Here is a 20,831-nt window from a genome sequence, read left to right on the forward strand (position 1 = left end):
CTCAACTCCGTTATCGGCTACGAAAAAGGCGCCGAGATCGCCAAGCGCGCCTATGCTGAGGGACGGCCCGTCCTCGCCGTGGCAAAGGAGATGACGGACCTCTCCGAGGCCGAGCTCCAGCGCCTGCTCGACCCCAACGAGCTTACCGGCGGCAGGCTTCGCCGGTGACTCGCCGGCGGTGGCAACGACGCGCTATAGGCGGTCGTAACGGGCGAACATCTGGCCCGCGCCGGCCGGTGTGGCGGCATCGTAATACAACCATCGCAACCGGTAGTCCACCGGGGTATCGAGCAGCGCCCCCTGCATGATGGTAGCGAACCCCTGGCCGCCGAGCAGGCGGTGGACGGTCGTGAGAAACAGCGTGTCCAGGCAGCCCGCGCTCACCAGCGTGTGCAGGACCTGCGGCCCGGCGACACAATAGGCGCGGCGGTCGCCGAGCGCGGCAAGGCGTGCCACGACGTCCTTGCCGTCTATGCGCCCATTGCCGGGGAAGCGCTCCACGCTCACCCCCGTTGCCGCCAGCTCGTCGAGCCGCGCGGTCGGTGGCGTATCGGCGGTGAAAATTCTGATGGTGCGGCCCTGTTGCAACAGCATCTGCGGCAAGGGGAAATCGAGATCTTCGCTGAGGACAACCACGTCCGGCTGCGCCGCCAGTCCCTTGCGCCGGCGCCAGTGGCGGATATCACTGAAGGCGCGTTCCGATCCCACCGGCAGAGTATCCTGGGCCTGACCGGCTGCCAGATCTCGCAGGTAACGCCCGGAACTGATGAGCACGTCGGCATGGCCGGCCAATTCCTGGAACAGCCGCCAGTCCCGTGGATTCGCGGTGGTGGAAGGCACGGACTGGTGACCGTGCGGCGGCTGCGCGATGGCGATCCGCCCGTCGAGGCTCACCACGAAGTTACCGTAAATGAACAGCCGGTCGGAGCGCCCACCGGAGACGAGGCGATGCTCGAGGTAGAGCCCTTCCAGCGCAACCGCCTCGAGGGGTTGTGGATAAAGGCGCAGCAAAGACGGGGTCATGAACCGAAAAGCTTCGATGCCGTATCGGCGAAGCTTGGTAATCTAGCAGATAAAGATACTCGTTGGATGGGGTATTGTTTGTATTGGGGGCTTATTATTTGAACTAATTTGAGGCATGCCAGGATCTCGGCTGCCATTATTTTGTATGCATAGCGCGCTTTCGGGGGTGGTGCTGGGATGATCAGGGTTGTGTTGGTCGACGATCACCAACTGGTTCGAACCGGAATTCGCCGGGTCCTCTGCGATGCCGAGGGCGTCGAGGTGGTGGGTGAGGCCGACTCGGGGGAGCAGGCGCTGGATGTGACACGGCAACTGCGTCCGGACGTGGTGTTGATGGATGTCCACATGCCCGGCATCGGTGGGCTCGAGGCGACGCGGAAGTTGTTGCGCGTCAACCCGAACCTCAAGATTCTGGCGCTGACGGTATTTGGTAACGAGCCTTATCCCAGCCGCTTGCTGGAGGCGGGTGCGCTGGGGTACCTGACGAAGGACTGCAGCGCCCAGGATATGTTGAGCGCTATCCGGATGGTCGCTCGTGGCGAGCGTTATATCTGCACCCAGATCGCTCGGCAAATGGCGCTCTCCAACCTGAAGGGCCAGTCCAAGAACCCCTTCGCCAAGCTCTCCCAGCGGGAGATACAAGTGATGATGAGGATCACGGAGGGGCATCGACTGCACGAAATTTCGGAGTCCCTTTGTCTGAGCCCGAAGACGGTTAGCACCTATCGCTACCGGCTTTATGAAAAGCTGGGGGTTTCCAACGACGTCGAGCTCACTCGGCTGGCGATTCGTTTCGGGATGATCGAGAAGACTTAGCGGAATGCCGGCTCGGCCCGGGCCTGCCCTGTGATTGCAGCGGAGTCAGTGATGATTCAGGCGCAACCGTTCGATGCCGATTGCACCGCCTGTCCCCGGCTGGCGGATTTCCTGAGCGAGACCCGCGCGCTGTACCCCGCCTACCACGCGCGGCCGGTGCCGGCGTTTGGCCCGATCGATGCGCGTTTAGTAGTCGTCGGCCTCGCTCCCGGCATGCACGGGGCGAACGCGACGGGCCGACCGTTTACGGGCGATTACGCCGGTGTGCTCCTCTACCGTATGCTTTATGAAACCGGTTTCTCCAACCGGCCTGACTCAGAGCGGTGCCATGACGGTCTGGCGCTGCACGACTGTCGCATAACTAATGCCGTACGCTGCCTGCCGCCCGCGAATAAGCCCACGGCAGGGGAAATCCGCAACTGCGCGGGCTTTCTCAGGCATGATCTGGCGCTCATGCCCGCCGGCGGGGTCGTGCTCGCATTGGGGCGGATCGCGCATGAAGCGGTCGTGCGATGCGAGGGTTACCGCCAGCGCGATTATCCTTTCGCGCACGGGGCAGAGCATTCCCTGTCGCGCCGGCGCACGTTGCTCGATTCGTATCATTGCAGCCGATACAACACGCAGACCGGGCGATTGACCGAGGAGATGTTCCGTGGCGTATTACGCCGCGCCAGAGAGGCGCTTTCGGCAACGAATACCTAGCCGACGCTCTCGCCGCCCCATCCGCCACGCAAGGCGCGATGCGCGGCGCTTGGCACGCTCTGTATCCGTCCCGTGCTCGCCGGCTGTGGCCGCCCCGGCCCCGGCCCCGGCGCGCGGCGAGCCCCGGGTTGCGACCCATTAGCGGCTGCGATGGTGGATGGATAACGACGACCGCTTGAACCCCAAAGCCCTGCTCGCGACGCTGCCGGAGAGCCCCGGCGTCTATCGGATGATCGACGGCGCAGGCACGGTGCTTTACGTGGGCAAGGCTCACAACCTCAAGCACCGCGTAAGCAGCTATTTCATGCGCACGGGCCACAACGCCAAAACGAAGGCGTTGATGGCGCAGGTGCAGGACGTAAAAATCACGCTCACCCACACCGAGGCGGAGGCGCTGCTGCTCGAGAACAACCTCATCAAAGAGTTGCGGCCGCGCTACAATGTGTTATTAAGGGACGATAAAAGTTATCCCTATATCTATCTCTCCAAGCAGCAGCATTTTCCCCGGCTTGCTTTCCATCGCGGGCCGCACAAGCAAGCGGGCCGCTACTTCGGGCCTTTCCCCAGCGCCGGAGCCGTTCGCGAGACGCTCAACCATCTCAAGAAAGTCTTTCCCCTGCGCCAGTGTCGAGACAGCTTTTTCAACAACCGCTCCCGGCCCTGCCTGCAGTATCAGATCAAGCGTTGCACGGCGCCTTGCGTAGGTTACATTTCAACTCAGGCCTACGCGGCGGATGTGCGCCACGTGGAAATGTTCCTCTCGGGGCGCAGCAACCAGGTGATCGACGAGTTGGTGCAGCGCATGGAAGATGCGTCCGAGGCGCTCGACTACGAGCAGGCCGCCCGGTTGCGCGACCGGATCTCGGCGCTGCGGCGCATCCAGGAGCGCCAGTATGTGGCCGGTGCCCGGGGTGATGTTGACGTTATTGCCTGTGTGGCCGCCGCCGGATTGATCTGCGTACAGGTCTTCATGATCCGCAACGGCCGCAATCTGGGTAATCAAACCTTCTTCCCGCGCATCCCCGAAGGAACGAGCGAGCCGGAAGCATTGGGCGCGTTCATCGCACGTCATTACCTGGGGCGGGACATACCCATGGAGTTGCTGGTCAGTCACGATTTCGAGGACCGCACTCTATTGGAGGAGGCGCTGGCGCGCGATGGCAGGCACCGCGTGCGAATCCAGTGGCGCCTGCGCGGCGAGCGGCGCCGCTGGCTGGCGATGGCGGCGAGCAACGCCCGCCACGCGCTTGCGGCCCAGATCGCGACCCGGGCCGGCATGGAGCGGCGGTTCGAGGAGCTGCAAACGGCCTTGAATCTCGAAGGTATGCCCGAGCGTATCGAGTGTTTCGATATCAGCCATACGCAGGGGGAGGCCCCCGTGGCCTCCTGCGTGGTGTTCAACCGAGCCGGTCCGCTGAAGTCGGATTACCGGCGCTTCAATGTGGCCGGGATTGAGCACGGCGATGATTACGCCGCCATGCGCCAAGCGCTGGAACGGCGCTATACGCGGCTCAAGCGCGGCGAGGCGCCCATCCCCGACGTTCTGCTGATTGACGGCGGGCGCGGGCAGCTCAAGCAGGCTCAGATCGTGCTCCAGGAATTACAGATCGAAGACGTGCAGCTCATCGGGATTGCCAAGGGACCACGGCGTCGGGCCGGCGAGGAAACCCTGTTCATTTCCGGTCGTGCGCACGCGCTGCAGCTGGCACCGGATTCCCCGGCGCTGCATCTTTTGCAGCAAGTTCGCGACGAAGCACATCGGTTTGCGGTTACCGGCCACCGGGCGCGCCGCAGCCGCAAGCGCACGACTTCCACGCTGGAAGAGATTCCGGGCCTGGGTCCCAAACGCCGACAGCTTCTGCTCAAGCAGCTTGGTGGTCTGCGCGGTGTACGCCGGGCCGGAATTGACGATCTGGCTCGGGTCACGGGAATCAGCCGGGCCTTGGCCGAGCGGATTTACCAGAGCCTGCATGACTGAGCCCGCATGCATCCGTAGCGGTGAACCGGTGCGTAGCGTGTTACAGTTTGCAGTGGCAGGCAAGACGGAGTTGACCGTCGCGCGAGGGGCCCGATGAGCTGGAATCTGCCTAACCTACTCACTTGGCTGCGCATCATCCTGATCCCCGTGCTCGGGTTGATATTCCTGTTGCCCTATCCTTGGTCGAACGCCACGGCGGCCGCACTGTTTGCCTTCGCGGGTCTCACCGACTGGCTCGATGGTTTTCTCGCCCGCCGTTGGGGGCAAACGTCGCTCTTCGGCGCTTTTCTCGATCCGGTAGCCGATAAGCTGCTCATCGCCGTGGCATTGATCGCCATTCTCGTCGCCACGCCGTCCGCCGCCGTGGGGGTGCCGGTTGCAATCATCGTCGGGCGCGAGATCGCTGTCTCGGCGCTGCGCGAGTGGATGGCGGAACTGGGCAAGCGGGCGAGCGTCGCCGTGGGTCGGGTCGGGAAGATCAAGACCGCCGCGCAAATGGTTTCAATCGTGCTGTTATTGTATGCGCACGACATCTACGGCATTCCCGTCTGGCTGATCGGCTTCTGGCTGCTCTACATTGCGGCCGCGCTGACGATTTATTCGATGGCGCTTTATCTGGCTGCAGCCTGGCGTGTGGTGGGGCACGTTGAAGGGAATGCGGTGCCGAATTACATACTTGACAGCAAGGTCGAGCTCACTAGAATGAAGGCGGATACAAAGCGGGAATAGCTCAGTTGGTAGAGCACAACCTTGCCAAGGTTGGGGTCGCGAGTTCGAGTCTCGTTTCCCGCTCCAAAGTTCAAAACCCCGGCGTCGCCGGGGTTTTTTCTGGGGTAACGGGTTCTCGCGCCTGGCCTCGACCGTTCCAACATCTTTTTTGATCGATTCGTCGGCTAGGTGGCAGAGTGGTTATGCAGCGGCCTGCAAAGCCGTGGACGTCGGTTCGATTCCGGCCCTAGCCTCCATAACGCCACCCCACCCGGTTTCACCTCGCATCTAAGCCCGCGTTTGTGGTGGGTTTTTTTAATCGCCAGTCCATTGTCGTGTCATGCGTACCCGTGGGAAATACCCCTTCGGGACAAGCTTTGGTACCCGAAGCAACGGTTGCCTGCCACCTCCGCATGGTATCCCGCTCAGAGTGACGCAATGGCGCGATACGATCGCAGAAAAAAGGCCGGACCCTTCCATGGCCCGGCCTAGGGGATGGTGGAGAGGAGATAACATCCAAGAATCAATCCACACTTGAAAAGCTAGCGCAGTTCCTGCGGTGGACCACTGTAGGAAGTTGCAGTCTCAGGCGTGCGGGTGCGGAGAAATTTTCCTACGCCGAGCCAGCGGAGCGTTGTCCCAGCGAAAAGAAGGTCGGGGCGAAATACCCGCGAACTTGGCTCGTGCCGTATTTCTTCGCCAATTGCGGCAGTCGAGGGAGGTGGTCCGCTATCCGAGCTGGCAATCAGAGCGATGCCCATCCCAACGACGGCGAAGTTATCCGCTGACGGGCTGCTCGGATTATGGGACGCGCGGGGTAGGGTCACGCGAAGCCTAGAAAAGCCTCGGTGCCAGTACCCCGACAACAACACGCCCGTCAGCCCTCTGTAGCGACAATGCCTTTCCGCAAGTCACCCGCCCCTATCCGTTTCTTCCCTTGTCTTTAGGGGGATAGTCAGCCTTGTGCCGATCGTGATCGCGTCCGGATCCTCTATCTGCTTTTGATTGGCCCGGTAGATCCGGCGCCATTGACTGGGATCGCCATAAACACGCTCGGCAATGTCGAACAGGGTATCGCCGCGCTGAACAGTGACTATCCTTTGTGTCATGGCTATTGTTTCTGGCGCTTTCCCTTTCTCTGGTGATGCGGGGGAAACCTTTCCCGCTTCGTCTTTTTTATGAATGCGTTTCCCAGACAAGCGCTCGGAGCGATCATTATTCGCTCTCGGCGGTTGACCCCTCGGTCGTGCTGCGCTGCCTAGATCCTCCGTGTCCGGATTGTTGGGTTGCGACGCTTGATTGTCTTCTCTTTTGCCAAGCGAGTTCTCTTCGTCGGGTTCTGTTTTAAGCGAATGATATAGTACTGGGGACGCGGCGAGGATCACGACCAGTAAAGCTGCTCCAACGACAGTGCGTTTCTTGGCGTAGCGATGAACGAAAGATGCGAGGCTATTTTTTATCTTCTTTCCGATTATTTTTGGATCGTAAAAGCTCGCCAGAATTGCTATCAGAAGCAATAATATCGTCACCGAAACGGAAACGAGTGCGGGAATATGGATCCAGTCCGCTAAAATCAATTTAACACCGGCAAACGCCAGGACACCCGCCAGACCATAATGGAGGTACTTCAGATCAAGAATAACCTGTATTAATGCTAAATAAAGCGCCCGCAGGCCCAAAATAGCAAATACATTGGAGCTATAGATAATGAAAGGGTCGCGGCTCACGGAAAAAGCGGCAGGGACCGAATCGATGGCGAACATGATGTCGGTGATTTCCAGGCCGAGGACCGCAATGAGTAGAGGCGTTGCGACGCGTTGTTGATTTTCTCTTACAACAAACCGCTGGCCATAAATTTTTTGAGTGACCGGGAGATGCTTGGAAAGCCAGCTGACAGCCTTATTTTCTTTCTCTTCCGCTGGATTTTTGCGAAATGCATGGTAGGCGGCTAATATGAGTATCGCTCCAAATACTTTCGCGATCCAGTCATAGCGTGCGAGTGCGGCTGCACCGAGAAAGACAAAGATAGCACGAAAAACGATCGCGCCGATAATTCCCCATAAAAGCACATCATGCTGGTATCTTTCCGGAATTTCAAACTTTGAAAAATAATTAAAAACACGAAAAGATTGTCCAGGCTCAGGCTTTTTTCTATAAGATACGCGGACAGATATTCTTTTGCCGAGTCAGCACCAAGGTAGAACGAAACAAAAATATTAAAGGCAAGCCCGATGGCAATCCAGGCCACGCTCCACAAATACGCGCTCTTCGCTGAGCGCCGCCGCCCTCCGCGATGGAGGAATAAGTCGAGGCTGAAAAATAACAGGAACAGGACCGCGAACGTTATCCAGGCCCACGTTGTTATATCGTCCGTCCCTGTAGCCATTGGCTGTGTTTGGCTCGTGCAGCACCTCAGGTGGACTCGTTAGACCGTTTCTCAAAAGGTGCAGTTCCCCTTGAGCCTCCCTCGTACTAGCAGCGCCTGCAGTGAGTGAAAATTCCACCGTCCCCAATTCGCCAGCATGTCCGGAAGGGGGCTGCCAGGCCTATCCGGACGGGGACCAAGAAGGAATTGAGCCGTCGATGAGCGTATAGGGTTGTCTTGCAAGGCTTCGTGAGGTGTTGACCAACTAAGTCTCCCCATAGTCGCCGGCCTCCCCAGAACCTGTCATATGCAGCGTTATTCCTGAAGCCAAGAAAGATGCTCAGCGCCACACCGATGAGTGTGAAAGGCGTCGTGGTGAGTGTGTGTTCTCGAATATCATAAACTAGTTGGAGGTACGTCATGACGCAGGCAACGGCGGTAACCGTGATAATTCGCGGCCACGTTTCCGCCAAGCTGCTGCCTTTGAGTTGGAACAGTAACCGCAGCGAGCTGAATTCATTCTTGACGATCATGCAATGGGCCACTCTTTATTACGACGTGTTGCTGGGATCGATTAGAAGGTTTCATGGGATCGCTATTATGAGTCTTTCGTCGCGGACAACACCCTGAGCAGCCACGGAACAGTATGGACGCCTTGCAAGCCGTCTTTCGTCTTGCGGACAGTCGATGACAAGGGCGAGCGTTATTTTTTCAATGCGTGCGGGTCGCGCTCAAGCGGCCGCCATGTCACGAGAAGAATTCGAGGTCAAGATGCGCATCCTGTACGTCCAGCGGCCCCTGCGACGCATTAACAAACGAGCGTGGCAGACGTCGCGCCGATAATGAAAACGTGCCTCGCCACCAGGATATAAATGTCGCTGCCGGTGTCTCAGTACTTGAATGTCGTTGAGCGGCATTGAGGCATAAGCGTGTTTACTCACCGTATTTCGGGCGAGCTTGTCGTTCCGAACGGCGGTATTGAGCCTGCCGGTTATTTGAGGCCTCCGGCGATTACGGTGAACGCGCTATTGCAACGCATTTTTGCTTAAGAACAGGAGTAAGTGATGAAGGCAAAATGGACGACACCGTTGATGATTGGGACATTCTCGGCAGCGCTTGCCATTGCCAGCGGCGTGAGCGCGACGGAAGTCGGTGGCGGCATGCAGGGCCACGAGCGTTCCGGTGCCGCTTCTTCGATGGATCAGAAACATGATGCGATGAGCTTCTCGAGGCTCGATCAGAACCAGGACGGCATGGTAAGCGAGCAGGAAGCGGCCTCCAACACGCGCTTGAGCGAACGGTTCCAGCGTCTGGACAGCGACAACAATGGCAGTCTGGACAAGGGCGAGTTCGCGCAGTTCGAGGTGCAGCCCACGCAGTCCGAGCAGGAGATGGAGCGGGCGCCCTCGCAGGAAAAGGGCAAGGTTCCGGATCAGTGGTAACTTCGCCACTCGCGACGGAGGCGCCCGTGAGGCGCCTCTTTTTTTTATACGCGAGTTTTCTCGGCGTACATGGAATTGCTTGTTTCTAAGGGTGGGCGCCAAGCGGACCGACGTCATTTTACGCCGTGGAGGGGTCTGCCCCGCGAGGCGGCGCAATATATGGGGAGGTGTTTACCGAGTGTTGGCGATAGCCTCGCTGAGCTCCTTTTTACTCATCTGGCTACGTCCGGCAATGCCAAGCGCTTTTGCCTCGGCGTAAAGATCGGCTTTCGATCGACGGGGTGCGTGACTCGTTGCCTCGCTCGGCGGGGCACGACGCGTTGCCTGCCTAGCCGGTTTCTGCTGCAGGCTTTGCTTGAGCACCGCCATCAAATCCTGTTCCGGTTCAGTGGAGTCATCATCCGGCTCGTCTCCCGGCGGCGGCTCGATTACGTCTTGGCCCGCCGCGAGCTTCTCGTTTACTCGCTCGCGTATTCGTTGACTCTGACGGTCGGAGAGCTCATCTCGGTCGAATGTATCGCTGCTGAGCTGCTGCACGGCCTTGCGGAAGCTACGCAGCCGATCGCGGGCAGGCGTCTTGGGCTCGGGCAATCCCACATCGGCGGGTGAGCGCAGCTCTTCGTAAAAGCGCATCGTTTCAGCGCGCAGAATGCGGTTTTCGGCAATGATCGCCACCCAGTATTCCTTGCCGCGCATGACGAAGGTCGCAATGCCCGCCCGGCCGGCCGCCTCCATGCTCTGCGCGAGCAAGCGGTAAGTCTTGACTGCACCTTTGCCGGGGGCGAGAAAATAGGCGCGCTCGAAGTAGATGGGGTCGATCTCGGCGAGCGCAACAAACCGCCGAAGATCGATTTCCTGGGATTTTTCCGGTGCCAGTGCGGCAAGCTCTTCGTCCGCTACGGCAACGAATCGGTTCGCCTCCGTCTCGTAGCCGCGCACGATTTCCTCGCTGGAGACCACGCGTGCCTCCTGCGGGCAGAAGTAGTGCCGGTTCAACGGTGTGCCGGTCTGATCCACCAAGCGCAGATTCACCGCTTTCGAGCGATAGGCAAGGAAAAGCCGCACCGGCAAATTGACGAGGCCGAACGCGATCGTGCCCGACCAGAACGGGCGCGGTTGATTTCCTTGGGCTTCCTTTTTCTCAGGCATGTTCATGCTCCCGCTTGAGACTCGCCTCCAGCGCGCGGGTGAGATCTTGCTCCGCAGGCGGGCGGCGCACCGAGCGGCGCTGCATCCTCTGCCCGCGTTTCTTGGCTTCGATAAGCTCGAGCACGCGCTCGCGGTATTCGTCCTGATACGCTTGCGGCTCGAAGGAGGCCTCGAGCATGCCGATGAGCTGGCGCGCCATGGAGAGTTCTCTCGCGTCGAGCTTTGCCCCTCGCGGTGGCTCGAGTGTGTCGATAGCCACCACCTCTTCTGCATAACGCAGCATCACCAGCATCAGATAGCCTCGGTGTGCCCGAAGCGCCCCCAGATATTCTTTCTTGCGCATCACCCAGCGTACCAGCGCCTCTTTGCCCTCGGCCTTGAGCGCCGCGGCCAAGGCGAAGTAAGGCTCGTCCTCGCCATCCGGGCCAAGGTAGTAGGGTCTTGCATACCAGCGGTGATCGATGGCCTTGAACGGCAAGAAGCGAAGCACGTTGATGTCGCGGGAGGGCTTGGGCTCCAGAGCCGAAAGCTCCTCCGGGTGGAGCATAATCCAATGGCCTTCCTCGCCCTGGTAGCCGCGATAGGTTTGCTGATACGCCACCACCTCATCGGTGTGGGGGTTCACCAGGATTTGCCTGAGCGGGGCATAATCGTCGACGTGCAAGAGCCGGAAATGGACGCTGCGATCCTCCACGGCGGCGTAGAGCTTGACCGGGACACGCTCCTCGGTGAAGCGGATGATGCCTTTCCACATGGCACGCGCTGCCATCATTCACCCCCCGCGTGGCACGACGGGCAGCGCAGACCGCCGCTCATTCGGACCTCCACCACGCAGAGCGGGCAGACCGGCCGGTCGCAATCCGCGCAGTAAACACCGGCCTCGCCGTGGAAGGCGGCCAAGCAGAACTCGCATGTCTGGGGGCCTGGAGTCAGCCACCACGGGATTTCCGAATGCGGGGGCTCGCTACGACTCACTTTCGCTGACCTCCGGATGCGGCTTAATCCAGGCCCACGGCCCGACGCATTTGACGGGACAGAGGACGGCGGAGCGCCTCGAAGTCCCCCCATGGGTCTTTGCGCAGCGCCGCGAGTCGACGGGGCAGATTGTCGATGGTGTAACGGTCGGGTCTCAGCACGCTGCTCAGCTCATGCCAGCCGATGGGTACAGCAACCGGTGCTCCGGCACGCGCGCGAGTGGAGTAGGAGGCAATGGCCGTCGCACCGCGGCTGTTACGCAGGTAGTCGATGAAAATCCGCCCGCGGCGTTTCTCCCTGGATGGGTTGACGGTCAGCCGTCGGGGGTCGTCGTGGGCATGCCGTTGCGCCACGGCGCGTGCGAAGGCCTTGACTTCTCCCCAACCGGCCCGGGGCGAAAAGGGTACGGCCAGATGCAGGCCTTTACCGCCGGTGGTGCGAACGAAGCTCGCAAGACCGAGCGCTCCCAGCCGGTCCCGCAACTCGGTGGCGACCCGGCGGATTTCCGGCCAGCCCACGTCAGGCGCCGGATCGAGGTCGAAGACGATGACATCCGGGCGATCAATGTCGTCGACCCGAGCGCCCCAGGGATGGAGCTCCAGCACCCCGACCTGCACGAGTGCCACGAGATCGGCAACCGAGCGCACATACAAATACGTCGCCGCACCTTGCTTCTCCTCAATCGAAAGCTTCGGAATATCGGCCGCGATCGCCTGGCCCGGATGCTTTTGAAAGAAGCATTGCTTGCCTCGGCCCTGCGGACAGCGCAGCAGCGACAGTGGCCGATTAGCGAGGTAAGGCAGTATCCAATCCTGAATCCCCTCGTAATAACGGGCGAGGGCGAGCTTGGTGGCGCCCTGCTCGGGATACAGGACGCGCTGCGGATGGCTGAGCCGTATACCGGCCACTTCCGCGCTGCCCGCGGGCGAGCGCGTGTGCGAGGTGGATTTGCGAGGCGTCGGAGCGCGTGTGGTTGGTTCCTCGTCGCGGTCGTTCTGGTCGAGCCTGATCTCGCTAGGGTCCCGGTCTTCGCGGACACCCCGGTAGGAGGGTTGCCGCAGTCGGCCGTCCCGCGTGCGCTCACTGTACTCGATGTCCACCACGAGCCGCGGTTGCACCCAATGGACACTGCGAGCGCTTGGCAGCGCACCGTGGAACGGGCTGTTCGGGCGCTCGAGCGAGCGTAGAACACGGTGCAGTGCGGCAAGCTCACGTGTGCTGAAGCCGGTGCCCGCGCGGCCGGTGTAGACGAGCCTGCCCCCGTTTTGATACGCGCCGAGCAGTAACGAGCCGAAGTGGCTGCGTTGGCCGCTGGGCTCCGTGTAGCCGCCGACCACGAATTCCGCCTGGCGCCGCGTACATTTCACCTTCAACCACTGCTTCGTGCGACCGCTTTCATAATGGCTGCTGCCGCGCTTGGAAATGACGCCCTCCAGGCCAAGCCGGCAGGCGCGGTCGTAAAACGTCGGGCCTTGGGCCTCGATATGATCCGTATAACGCACGCGATGACCGTTGCCGAAGCCTGCCGCGGCCAACAATCGCGCGAGCGTGCGTTTGCGCTCCAGCAGCGCAACCTGCCGTAAGTCAAAAGTATCGAGGTGGAGCAGATCGAATACTTGATAGACGAGCCGATCGGTGTGCCCGGAGGTCAATGCCTCTTGCAGTCGACGAAAGCTGCTGCGCCCGTCACGTGCGAGCGCCACCACTTCACCATCGAGAACGGCCTGGGTATCCGGTAGGCGTTGCCGTAAGGATGCCGCGAGTGCGGGGAAACGTTCGGTCCAGTTCTTGCCATTGCGGCTGCTCAGGCGGACAGCCCCTTTGTCGAGCTGCGCCATTAGGCGATAGCCATCGAATTTGATCTCGTGGATCCAACCGCTGCCCTTGGGGGCGCTCCGCGTCAGCGTGGCGAGCTGGGGGCGAAGCGCCTGGGGCAGTAAATCCGCCACGGCACCGTTGAGGCGGCTCGGATCCGGCAGCTCGGGAGACGCGGGAGAACGTTCTGCTGGGCGCCCGGCGTCGGACCGAGCTGCGTGTGCGATCTGCTCCATGGTGCGATCCGTGACGACGCTTCGATCATTGAGTTTCGGTGAGGAAGGCTTGGTTGCCGAATCGGCATTCGCCCGATTGATCAGGAGCCAATTCACCTGCCGCTCTGAGATCTCGCCCCTCATACGCACAAGGGTCCAGGTGCCTTGCAGCTTGCGTCCCTCGAGTATGAAATCGAGGCGTCCATCGCGCACGCCATCCCTTTGAGCACTCCAACGGCCCTGATCCCATAACATGACCGTGCCGCCGCCATATTCCCGCTTGGGGATCACGCCCTCGAAGTCCCCGTACTCCAGGGGATGGTCCTCGACTTCCACGGCCAGGCGCTTCTCGCCGGGCGCGAGGGCCGGTCCCTTGGGTAACGCCCAGCTTTTCAGTACGCCGTGTTGCTCGAGACGAAGATCAAAATGCAGGCGCCAAGCGGCGTGCTTGTGCAGCACGAAGCGTCCGCCGAGTGTCGCGTCCGTCTCCTTCGGCGGTTCCCCGGCCGGCTCCGGGGTACGTCGAAAATGGCGTTTTTCGCGGTACTGCTTGAGCCTGTCCATTGCCGTCCTCTGCAGCGCTCGTGGATGATGGAGCCGGATACCTCGCATAGAGTGGAGCGCTTCGCTCGTATCCGACCGCGGCCCCGGTCGCTATGCAGTGCCTCGATTCGATCGTCTCAGCTCGCCGGGTCGGCAGATCGCCTGTTGGCCATGCCCACGGCTTTGCCGGCGTTACTACTTACTTAGTGTTCTGGGGCCGCCCGGAGTTCGGAGCCGACGAGGGTCGTTGAAATATCGGATCGAGACCGCGTATCCACGGTGCGAACGGCGGTCGAGGGCGGCACAGCAGGGTAGGCAGACGGTGCTGTTGTCGTGTTGTCGTGATGTACGGAGCTATGGCCGGGAGTCGCATCGCTCGCGCCGCGATGACGCAGGCGCCGGCGGATTCCGAGGGTAGAACGCTAGGAGCTCCGGACGTGTTATCATCCCGTTACGCACATATTGCGGACTTCGTTCATAGAGCCGGATACGTCCGGGTCCCGGCGTGAGGGCGGGCCTCAACGCCGGGTAGACGCGTCCCGCCTCAATGGGACAGCTGCGGGCATAGCGGCAGGCGGGTGTGCTGCTGCGCTAGCGCTAAGCCCCCGAATAGCACGGCGGTGTAGACAAGAGCTCCGGCGAGCGTGTAGTGGAAAAACGGTAGCCCTGCGAGATAGCAGGCGAGCAGTCCGCTTGCGTTATGGGGATAAAGCCCGCTGGTCAGCCAGGCGCCGAAGTTTGTCACCAGGAAGAATAAAATGGCCGCCATTACCGCGCCGCCCGCGATCCGAGAGATCGTTAACCGTTGGCGCAACCAGCCCGACCCCAATGCGGCGATCAGTGCCACGCTTGCATAAACGAAGGCCATTCCGCCGTAGACGAGCCCATAGTCATAGATGACAAACCCCAGAACGAGATCGCTCAGCGCTAAGGCGAGCAAGGGCAGCAAAAGCGCTACGCGCCGGTCGGCCAGGTAAGCCCCACCGAAGAGCGCCACGGCCTCGATCGGAGTGAAATTCGGCGGGTGGGGCAATAAGCGTGCCGCCATCGCGGCGATCATTATGCCGGCCAGCAGCAGGGTCGTTCGGCGAAACATCGCGAGATACCTCGATTGTTGTCGTCGCTGAGGGTTTTCCTTCACTTCCAATGACTTGGCTGCAGGATTTTTTCAGCGTCCTGATTTGGCGGAAAGATCTCAGGGTGCAGCATTCCCGCTAGAATTTCCAGGCTGTCTATCAGACGCGGTCCCGGCCGGTTGAAGTAGGCGTTGCCATCGACGAGGTAGACCTGATCGTTGCGTACCGCATCGAGCGCTCGAACCGCCTGCACGTTGGCCATGCGGGTCCAATCCTTCGCGGCGCGCTCGGCCGTCTGCCCGCAGCAGGCGATGACCAGCACGCCGGGCCGCGCCGCTTGCAGCGCGTCCCAGGTCAGGCGCATCGACGGTTGACCGACTTCTCCCAGGACGCTTTCGCCGCCGGCAATGCTGATCAGCTCCGGCGTCCAATGCCCGGCGCAGTATAGCGGATCCAGCCACTCCAGCAATGCGACCCGCGGGCGGCGCTCGGCGAGCGCAACGCCTTGCACGACCTTGGCGATCCGTTGCTGTAGCTCGACGATCAGGCGGCCGCCCTGCCGGACGACCCCCAGCGCCGCGGCGACCTGCTCGATCGTGTCGAGCACCCCGGCGAGTGTGGAGGCCTCCAAGTTCACGATGCGTGGCGGCTCGGCGAGCGCGGCCGCAATCTCGGCGACGGTCTCGGGCCCAGGAGCGCAGACCCGGCAGAGGCTTTGGGTCAAGATGACTTCCGGGCGCAAGGACGTCAGCCGTTGGCGGTCGAGGTGGAACAGCGGTTCACCGCGAGCCAAGCGCTCGCTTACCCACTGGTCTATCGCGGCGCTCTCGAGCGGCGTTTGTGCGATCTCACAGCTCGTTACCTGCGGTTTCGTCACAACGTCCGGCGGGAAATCGCAATCGTGCGACACCGCCACCAAGTCGTCCTGCCGATCGAGGGCATAGACGATCTCCGTGGCTGAGGGCAGAAGGGAGACGACCCGCACGTCATTCTCCGACAGCGCTCTCGGACGCCGCGTCCGAGCGCATCCGTTCATGCGGCAACAGATCGATGAAATGGCGACCGTCCCGGCTTACGCGATGGCCCTGAGTGATTTTCAGCGGCCAACGAAACAGTGGGCCGGCGTAGACGAAAGAGTGGTATTCGCCATATTCCCCGCAGGCATCGACCGTTGTCGGCAGATCGTCGAGCAGACTGGGCCCGAGATCTCGTCCAGCGAACTCAGGCCCCAATTTGGCCGCGTCCACGCAGCACAGGTACGCTTTGTATCCCAATGCCGCGAATTCGTGAACGAGCTCGCTGGGCTCACGTCCCCAGAGCGGGAACAGGCCCCGCAAGCCGACTTTTGCCAGATTCTGTTCCCGGTAAGCGCGCAGATCCGCCAGAAAGATATCGCCGTGTGCCACCCACTGAATCCCTCGGGCCGCGAAACGCGTCAACACCCGCTCCATGCACGATTCGTATTGCGCGTTGGTGCAAGGTGACGCAGGTAGATAAACCTTCTCCAAAGGTAGCCCGAGCGCGGCGGTTTGCTCCTCGAGCAAGCTCTCCCGTACGCCATGATGGCTGATCCGGCGGTAATCATGAGCTAGCGTCGTCAGCAGGCCAACGACATCGTAGCGGGGGTCGGCTTGCAGCGCATGCAGTGCCAACATACTGTCTTTGCCGCCGCTCCAGGCGAGAAGCACTTTTTCCGGTTCGCTTCGCTGCATTGGAGGCGCTCGCGCAAGCCCTTAGTCGAAGGACACTGTGACACAATTGGATATCTGGGGTAAGGCCGCATCCCTTTTCGTCAGGGAGGCACCTCTGAGCGATCCGGCGCGGCGTCAACCACTGGGGTGCATTTCAGCTCCCGCAACCCCTCCCCAGAGTCAAGGGTCCGAAGCATCACTCGGGCTAATGGGCGCTGAGCGTCGGCTTGCCTGTCAGAGCGCCTTGCGTAACGTGAGATTGATTCGGCAACGGCCGGTCAGTGAGTGTTGCCCGTCAGCGAGCGGCGCGATGCCATGGTAGGCAAGGCGGGCCGAGCCGCCCCAGACGGCGACGTCGCCGCTTTCCATACGGATGCGCCTCGGCCGCTCGCCACGCTGTATCCCGCCGAACAGAAATATGGCCGGCAGCCCGAGCGAGACTGAGACGATGGGGGCACTGAAATCCCGCTCGTTCCGATCCTGATGCAGCGACAGCCGTGCTCCCGGCTCGTAGCGGTTGATCAGGCATGCATCGGGTTGGAAATCGGCAAAACCTCCGTCCTGGGCCGCGCGCGCGGCAAGTCGGAGAAACGCCACGGGCATCGCCGGCCAGGGACGTTGCGTCACCGGGTCGGCCGAGGTGTAGCGATAGCCGCGGCGATCCGTGACCCAGCCGCTTTGCCCGCAGTTGGTCATCGCCGCGGACATTCTTCGTCCGCCGGGAGTTTCCATGTGGCGAAACGGCGCGGCTGCGATCACCTCCTCGATCGCCGCCATCAACTCGGCAGCCATCGGACTTGCCAAGCCCTTGAGGAGAGTTGCATCCTCGGCGATCGGCTCAACGTCGCCGCGCGAGGTGTCATCGAGGAAGTTTTTCATACTCCCACCGTCACTCCCGGCATGGCCGTAAAGACGAAAACCCGATGCCTAGCTGAGCATATGGCGCCGCCTCGGGGATCGGGATCGCCTACGTGCACACCTCCAGGCAGCCGCACCTATGTTGGCGTCGCGTCTTCTATGTAGCACAGAAATGACAGCTGCTTGTCTGCAGCCAATCTGCACTACGGCTTTAACGTAGCCTACGCATTTTTCCCGGCCTAGCCGGTTCCCGCCTGATTGCCCCATAACGTGCGCAATCGTTTGTCACGGCCGCAGTAAAAACGGTAGAACTTGTAGGAAATCGGATTCTTTTGATAATAATCCTGATGGTTCGGCTCCGCGGGGTAGAAGGCTTCGGCTGCCCGGATCTCGGTCGCAATGGGTTTGTCGAAGCGCCCGCTTTCGGCAAGCTGACTTTTGGAAATCTCGGCCAGACGCTTTTGCTCTGCCGTGTTATAGAAGATGGCGCTGCGGTATTGATCCCCACGATCGCAGAAGGCGCCGCCGGCATCCAAGGGATCGATGTTGTGCCAATAGATGTTCAGCAGTCGCTCGTAGCGGACCTCAGTCGGATCATAGACGATGCGGACGGCCTCGACGTGCCCGGTGCCGCCGGCGCTGACCTGCTCGTAACTCGGGTTCGCGACTTGTCCACCGGTATAGCCGGAGGTAGTGGATAAGACGCCATCGACCTTGTCGAACGGCGGCTCCATGCACCAAAAACACCCGCCGGCAAAGATGGCCGTGGCGAGCCCATCAGCGGGCTCATGGCTCGACGAGCCGGAATTTCCAGCCCCCGCGACCCCCGATAGCAGCAGAATCGCAACGAGGATGCCCGTCAGGCGATGAAGCACGAGACCTATTCTCCACACGCGTGGCCGGCACCTGCCCGGGAACCCTGGCATACCGGCGAGGGAAACTCCTTCAATGCTACCAGAAAGCCCGAGACGAATGCGCCGGCGTCCCTATGGCCCGCGTCTCGGGTTGCAACGACAGTATGTTGGTCCCGCAATGCGCGGATCCGCTGCGAATTCGGCTACCGATTCGTTATCGGGTTCGGCAGTCCAGTTGAATCGGGATCCATATGTTTACGATCGGAATCAGCCCGACAATTGCGGCGAGCAGGCCGTATAGCAGACCTTCGCGAACGCCCTTGCCCCCCCACAGACCGTCAGCCGCCAAACTGATAAAACCGAATACCGCCACGGCATAGCCCGCGGCAAACGGAATTCCGGCAAGCAGCAGGCCCCGGGGACCGAACGCGGCGACCATGAGCGGATAGAATCCGACGGTGGCGCCGATCAGGCCGCCCCGCATCAGCCAGCGCGGTACTCGTGGATCCTCGGAGAGCGTCTCGAACAGATTCATGGATGTATTCCTTATGTTTGGCTGCGCTAATCCGCCGCGAGCGGTGCTGAGGCTACACGGACCACGAACGTTGGGGCAGCTATTCAACGCCGGTCTCGTTCGCCTCGTCGCCAGGCAAGGCATCGAATCAAAAGCGAGGGGCACCATCGGGAAACGGGCACGGTGGGCCTCGCTTCGATGGTGGCCATCACCATCGCCAAGCAAGTGTAATTGCCGTAGGTCTCCGGTTCCCGCGTCCGCCATGGCAGTCGCCAGGAAGGCATGTTTTTTTGGTTTTGAGTTCTGACTGTTGGCCACGTAGCGTTCAGTCGTTGCCCGACCTCGCCATATGCGCCCCGTGTCCGGGAAAATGATCGCTGCCACGCCCGCCGAGCGCCTGAAAACGGCGGCAGACCGATTGGTGAATTCAATCGCGTAGCGCATGTCCGGTAGAGAAATGGCTTGCGAATTTTAGCATGAAGGGCCGGTGTTTCGCCTAGCGCAATCGATGGCCGGTTGCGCCTCGGTTCGCTTCAGCGGGTTGTCATCGTTCGGCGTGGCCTCCAGCCGGCAGGGACGATCAATGACGTTCCGCGGCATTTCGCGCGCGATTCTACTCGCAAGGCGGAACGAGGACGGGTTCGGAGCAAATATCGCAGACACCCTCAGAGAAAGGGCAATCTATGGCACACTAGCGATTTTGCAACCGTGCCAGTGAAGCGCGTTTTTTCATCGCGCGAGGTGAGAGCACGTTGCGCGTGATGATCTCGACGGTAGAATGCCAACTGCTGATCGGAGTCGATACACGTTTGCAGCTGCAAGGCAGCTCTAATTAAATGACCTACCGCAGGAATATGCGGTTGTGCCGGAATTTCATCGTGCCCGGCTTTGACTGGTTGAACCGTGGAAAAATGCCCGGATGGCGGAATCGGTAGACGCAAGAGACTTAAAATCTCTGGCCGCAAGGCGTCCGGGTTCGAGTCCCGGTCCGGGTACCAGCCTGTCAACCCTCGCGAATTCGGTCTGGCGGTGACTGAAATAGCCAATTTTGCCTTTCTCTAGCATTGTGGCCGTGGATCGCTTATGGGCTGGTTCAGCCGAGTTTGTAGGTGCTTACGCGTTGAACGCGTAGTGCTCAAGGATCCGGGTTTTGCTTTATCAGCCGCCTTCAAACGGGCACTTGCAGCGCCGCCGCGGGATGTGGAAAGGTGCCCCGTTTTGAGGCGGACACTTCGGCGGGGGTGGCGCACGATGAGCCAGCCATGACTTTTGCGGCCGACAGGGGGCAATCGGCCCGGGTCGCACAATTGAGGTACGCGATCACCTCGAAAGAGTTTCGAGGGCGGAGGAAGCGAAATGAGTCACGACCATGACAACGTGAATACCTATTTGGCGCTGGAGGCGGTCGTAGTGGGCGATGATCCCACGACGAGCCGGGTCGTAGAGATCGGTTGTGTCGAGATGCATGATGATCATCCCACCGGGCGCACGTTCCATAGCTATGCGAATCCCGGACGCGATCTGGACATCGCGGCGCTGCAGGCCAAGGGTCTATCCACCGAGGCGTTGGCCGACAAGCCCCGGTTCGGGGATATTGCCTATGGTTTGGTATCCGTCATCCGCGATCGTCCGGTGCTGATACTCGATGCTGCGCGGGTTTCGGCGATCGAGCGGGAGATGGCGAAAGTAATAGAGCAGCTCAAGCCCGCCGGGTGGTCGGGAGAATACAGGCTCGATCAAGTGTGTGAGCTCAGTGTGCTCTCGACGATCGCCGAGTCGATGGGGCAGGAGGACACGAGCATCGAGGGGTTCAGCAAACGCTATGTTCTGGCCGCGCCACAACGCGCGGGCGGTTCGCTGGCGGTGGCCCGTTTTGCCGGCAATCTGTGGCAGTCGTTGCGAGCCGATTACGACAAGTGGCAGGCGGAACGCTCCTGAGCGCTTGATATACCCGCGCAATCCATCCATGGCTGCGCGCCCCCTTGCCTGCGGCAGCGGTAATGGAATCCCGGATTGGTGCGCCCGTCCGGGTTCAAGCGTATGCTAAGCCGTGGCTGCGGCCGACCGTGGTCTGTGGTTGAGCCACGATGAGCGCTCACTTCGCCGC

At 61.0% G+C, this 20,831-nt stretch carries 19 protein-coding genes, 3 tRNA genes and 1 pseudogene; 11 read left to right on the forward strand and 12 right to left on the reverse strand.

The window, feature by feature from the left end; translation table 11 throughout:
- Positions 1-168 (forward strand): annotated as a pseudogene (aspA, locus tag AC52Q4_RS07555) (aspartate ammonia-lyase); the annotation flags it as partial.
- 24 nt (positions 169-192) lie between these two features.
- Here aspA and AC52Q4_RS07560 read toward each other — a convergent pair.
- The gene (locus tag AC52Q4_RS07560) at positions 193-1,023 is read right to left on the reverse strand and encodes a RibD family protein (RefSeq protein ID WP_495536192.1); all 831 of its coding nucleotides are present in this window, start codon (positions 1,021-1,023) and stop codon (positions 193-195) included.
- Between the two features lie 177 nt (positions 1,024-1,200).
- Between AC52Q4_RS07560 and uvrY the strand changes: the two genes are divergently transcribed.
- The 6 genes from uvrY to AC52Q4_RS07590 all read left to right on the forward strand — a co-directional run bounded on the left by uvrY (position 1,201) and on the right by AC52Q4_RS07590 (position 5,484).
- A complete protein-coding gene (gene uvrY / locus AC52Q4_RS07565) occupies positions 1,201-1,839 on the forward strand; it encodes a UvrY/SirA/GacA family response regulator transcription factor (RefSeq protein WP_495536193.1) in 639 nt (212 codons plus the stop codon).
- 51 nt (positions 1,840-1,890) lie between these two features.
- Complete coding sequence (locus tag AC52Q4_RS07570) at positions 1,891-2,541, forward strand: uracil-DNA glycosylase (RefSeq protein WP_495536194.1); 651 nt, start codon at positions 1,891-1,893, stop codon at positions 2,539-2,541.
- Positions 2,542-2,698: 157 nt separating this feature from the next.
- Positions 2,699-4,519: an excinuclease ABC subunit UvrC gene (gene uvrC / locus AC52Q4_RS07575; protein WP_495536195.1), complete on the forward strand. Its 1,821-nt coding sequence runs from the start codon at positions 2,699-2,701 to the stop codon at positions 4,517-4,519.
- A gap of 93 nt (positions 4,520-4,612) precedes the next feature.
- The gene (gene pgsA / locus AC52Q4_RS07580; protein ID WP_495536196.1) at positions 4,613-5,248 is read left to right on the forward strand and encodes a CDP-diacylglycerol--glycerol-3-phosphate 3-phosphatidyltransferase; all 636 of its coding nucleotides are present in this window, start codon (positions 4,613-4,615) and stop codon (positions 5,246-5,248) included.
- A tRNA-Gly gene (locus AC52Q4_RS07585) sits at positions 5,239-5,314 on the forward strand. Before pgsA ends, AC52Q4_RS07585 begins: the two co-directional genes overlap by 10 nt.
- Before the next feature lie 96 nt (positions 5,315-5,410).
- Positions 5,411-5,484, forward strand: a tRNA-Cys gene (locus tag AC52Q4_RS07590).
- A 654-nt stretch (positions 5,485-6,138) separates the two neighbouring features.
- Here AC52Q4_RS07590 and AC52Q4_RS07595 read toward each other — a convergent pair.
- Together AC52Q4_RS07595 and AC52Q4_RS07600 are read right to left on the reverse strand one after the other, a co-directional pair.
- Complete coding sequence (locus AC52Q4_RS07595; protein WP_495536228.1) at positions 6,139-7,401, reverse strand: TerC/Alx family metal homeostasis membrane protein; 1,263 nt, start codon at positions 7,399-7,401, stop codon at positions 6,139-6,141.
- Positions 7,402-7,699: 298 nt separating this feature from the next.
- On the reverse strand, positions 7,700-8,065 hold the full coding sequence (locus AC52Q4_RS07600) for a hypothetical protein (RefSeq protein WP_495536229.1): 366 nt from the start codon (positions 8,063-8,065) through the stop codon (positions 7,700-7,702).
- Between AC52Q4_RS07600 and AC52Q4_RS07605 the strand changes: the two genes are divergently transcribed.
- Complete coding sequence (locus AC52Q4_RS07605) at positions 8,013-8,222, forward strand: hypothetical protein (protein WP_495536231.1); 210 nt, start codon at positions 8,013-8,015, stop codon at positions 8,220-8,222. The two genes, AC52Q4_RS07600 and AC52Q4_RS07605, sit on opposite strands and share 53 nt — an antisense overlap.
- Before the next feature lie 434 nt (positions 8,223-8,656).
- Positions 8,657-9,034, forward strand: a complete 378-nt coding sequence (locus tag AC52Q4_RS07610) for a hypothetical protein (protein ID WP_495536197.1) — start codon at positions 8,657-8,659, stop codon at positions 9,032-9,034.
- A gap of 171 nt (positions 9,035-9,205) precedes the next feature.
- Here the strand turns inward: AC52Q4_RS07610 and ku (AC52Q4_RS07615) are convergent, their stop codons facing one another.
- The 9 genes from ku (AC52Q4_RS07615) to AC52Q4_RS07655 all read right to left on the reverse strand — a co-directional run bounded on the left by ku (AC52Q4_RS07615) (position 9,206) and on the right by AC52Q4_RS07655 (position 18,745).
- Positions 9,206-10,183, reverse strand: a complete 978-nt coding sequence (ku, locus tag AC52Q4_RS07615) for a non-homologous end joining protein Ku (RefSeq protein ID WP_495536198.1) — start codon at positions 10,181-10,183, stop codon at positions 9,206-9,208.
- Positions 10,176-10,955 (reverse strand): non-homologous end joining protein Ku, encoded by a 780-nt coding sequence (ku, locus tag AC52Q4_RS07620; RefSeq protein ID WP_495536199.1) that lies wholly within the window; start codon positions 10,953-10,955, stop codon positions 10,176-10,178. The genes ku (AC52Q4_RS07615) and ku (AC52Q4_RS07620) overlap by 8 nt, the downstream gene beginning before the upstream one ends.
- Positions 10,956-11,181: 226 nt before the next feature.
- Positions 11,182-13,752: a DNA ligase D gene (gene ligD / locus AC52Q4_RS07625; protein WP_495536200.1), complete on the reverse strand. Its 2,571-nt coding sequence runs from the start codon at positions 13,750-13,752 to the stop codon at positions 11,182-11,184.
- Between the two features lie 523 nt (positions 13,753-14,275).
- Complete coding sequence (locus tag AC52Q4_RS07630) at positions 14,276-14,827, reverse strand: DUF6580 family putative transport protein (RefSeq protein ID WP_495536201.1); 552 nt, start codon at positions 14,825-14,827, stop codon at positions 14,276-14,278.
- Between the two features lie 41 nt (positions 14,828-14,868).
- The gene (locus tag AC52Q4_RS07635; RefSeq protein ID WP_495536202.1) at positions 14,869-15,792 is read right to left on the reverse strand and encodes an ABC transporter substrate-binding protein; all 924 of its coding nucleotides are present in this window, start codon (positions 15,790-15,792) and stop codon (positions 14,869-14,871) included.
- A 1-nt stretch (position 15,793) separates the two neighbouring features.
- Complete coding sequence (locus AC52Q4_RS07640; RefSeq protein ID WP_495536203.1) at positions 15,794-16,519, reverse strand: Dph6-related ATP pyrophosphatase; 726 nt, start codon at positions 16,517-16,519, stop codon at positions 15,794-15,796.
- A gap of 213 nt (positions 16,520-16,732) precedes the next feature.
- Positions 16,733-17,377, reverse strand: coding sequence for a DNA oxidative demethylase AlkB (alkB, locus tag AC52Q4_RS07645; protein ID WP_495536204.1), 645 nt, complete (start codon positions 17,375-17,377; stop codon positions 16,733-16,735).
- Between the two features lie 218 nt (positions 17,378-17,595).
- Positions 17,596-18,231 carry a peptide-methionine (S)-S-oxide reductase MsrA gene (gene msrA, locus AC52Q4_RS07650; protein ID WP_495536205.1) on the reverse strand — a complete coding sequence of 212 codons (636 nt, stop codon included), beginning with the start codon at positions 18,229-18,231 and terminating at the stop codon, positions 17,596-17,598.
- Positions 18,232-18,424: 193 nt separating this feature from the next.
- Positions 18,425-18,745, reverse strand: coding sequence for a hypothetical protein (locus AC52Q4_RS07655; RefSeq protein ID WP_495536206.1), 321 nt, complete (start codon positions 18,743-18,745; stop codon positions 18,425-18,427).
- Between the two features lie 892 nt (positions 18,746-19,637).
- Between AC52Q4_RS07655 and AC52Q4_RS07660 the strand changes: the two genes are divergently transcribed.
- Positions 19,638-19,722, forward strand: a tRNA-Leu gene (locus AC52Q4_RS07660).
- Between the two features lie 358 nt (positions 19,723-20,080).
- A complete protein-coding gene (locus AC52Q4_RS07665; RefSeq protein ID WP_495536207.1) occupies positions 20,081-20,662 on the forward strand; it encodes a 3'-5' exonuclease family protein in 582 nt (193 codons plus the stop codon).
- The last annotated feature ends 169 nt before the right edge of the window (positions 20,663-20,831 follow it).

It is taken from the genome of Nitrococcus sp. (assembly GCF_059432795.1).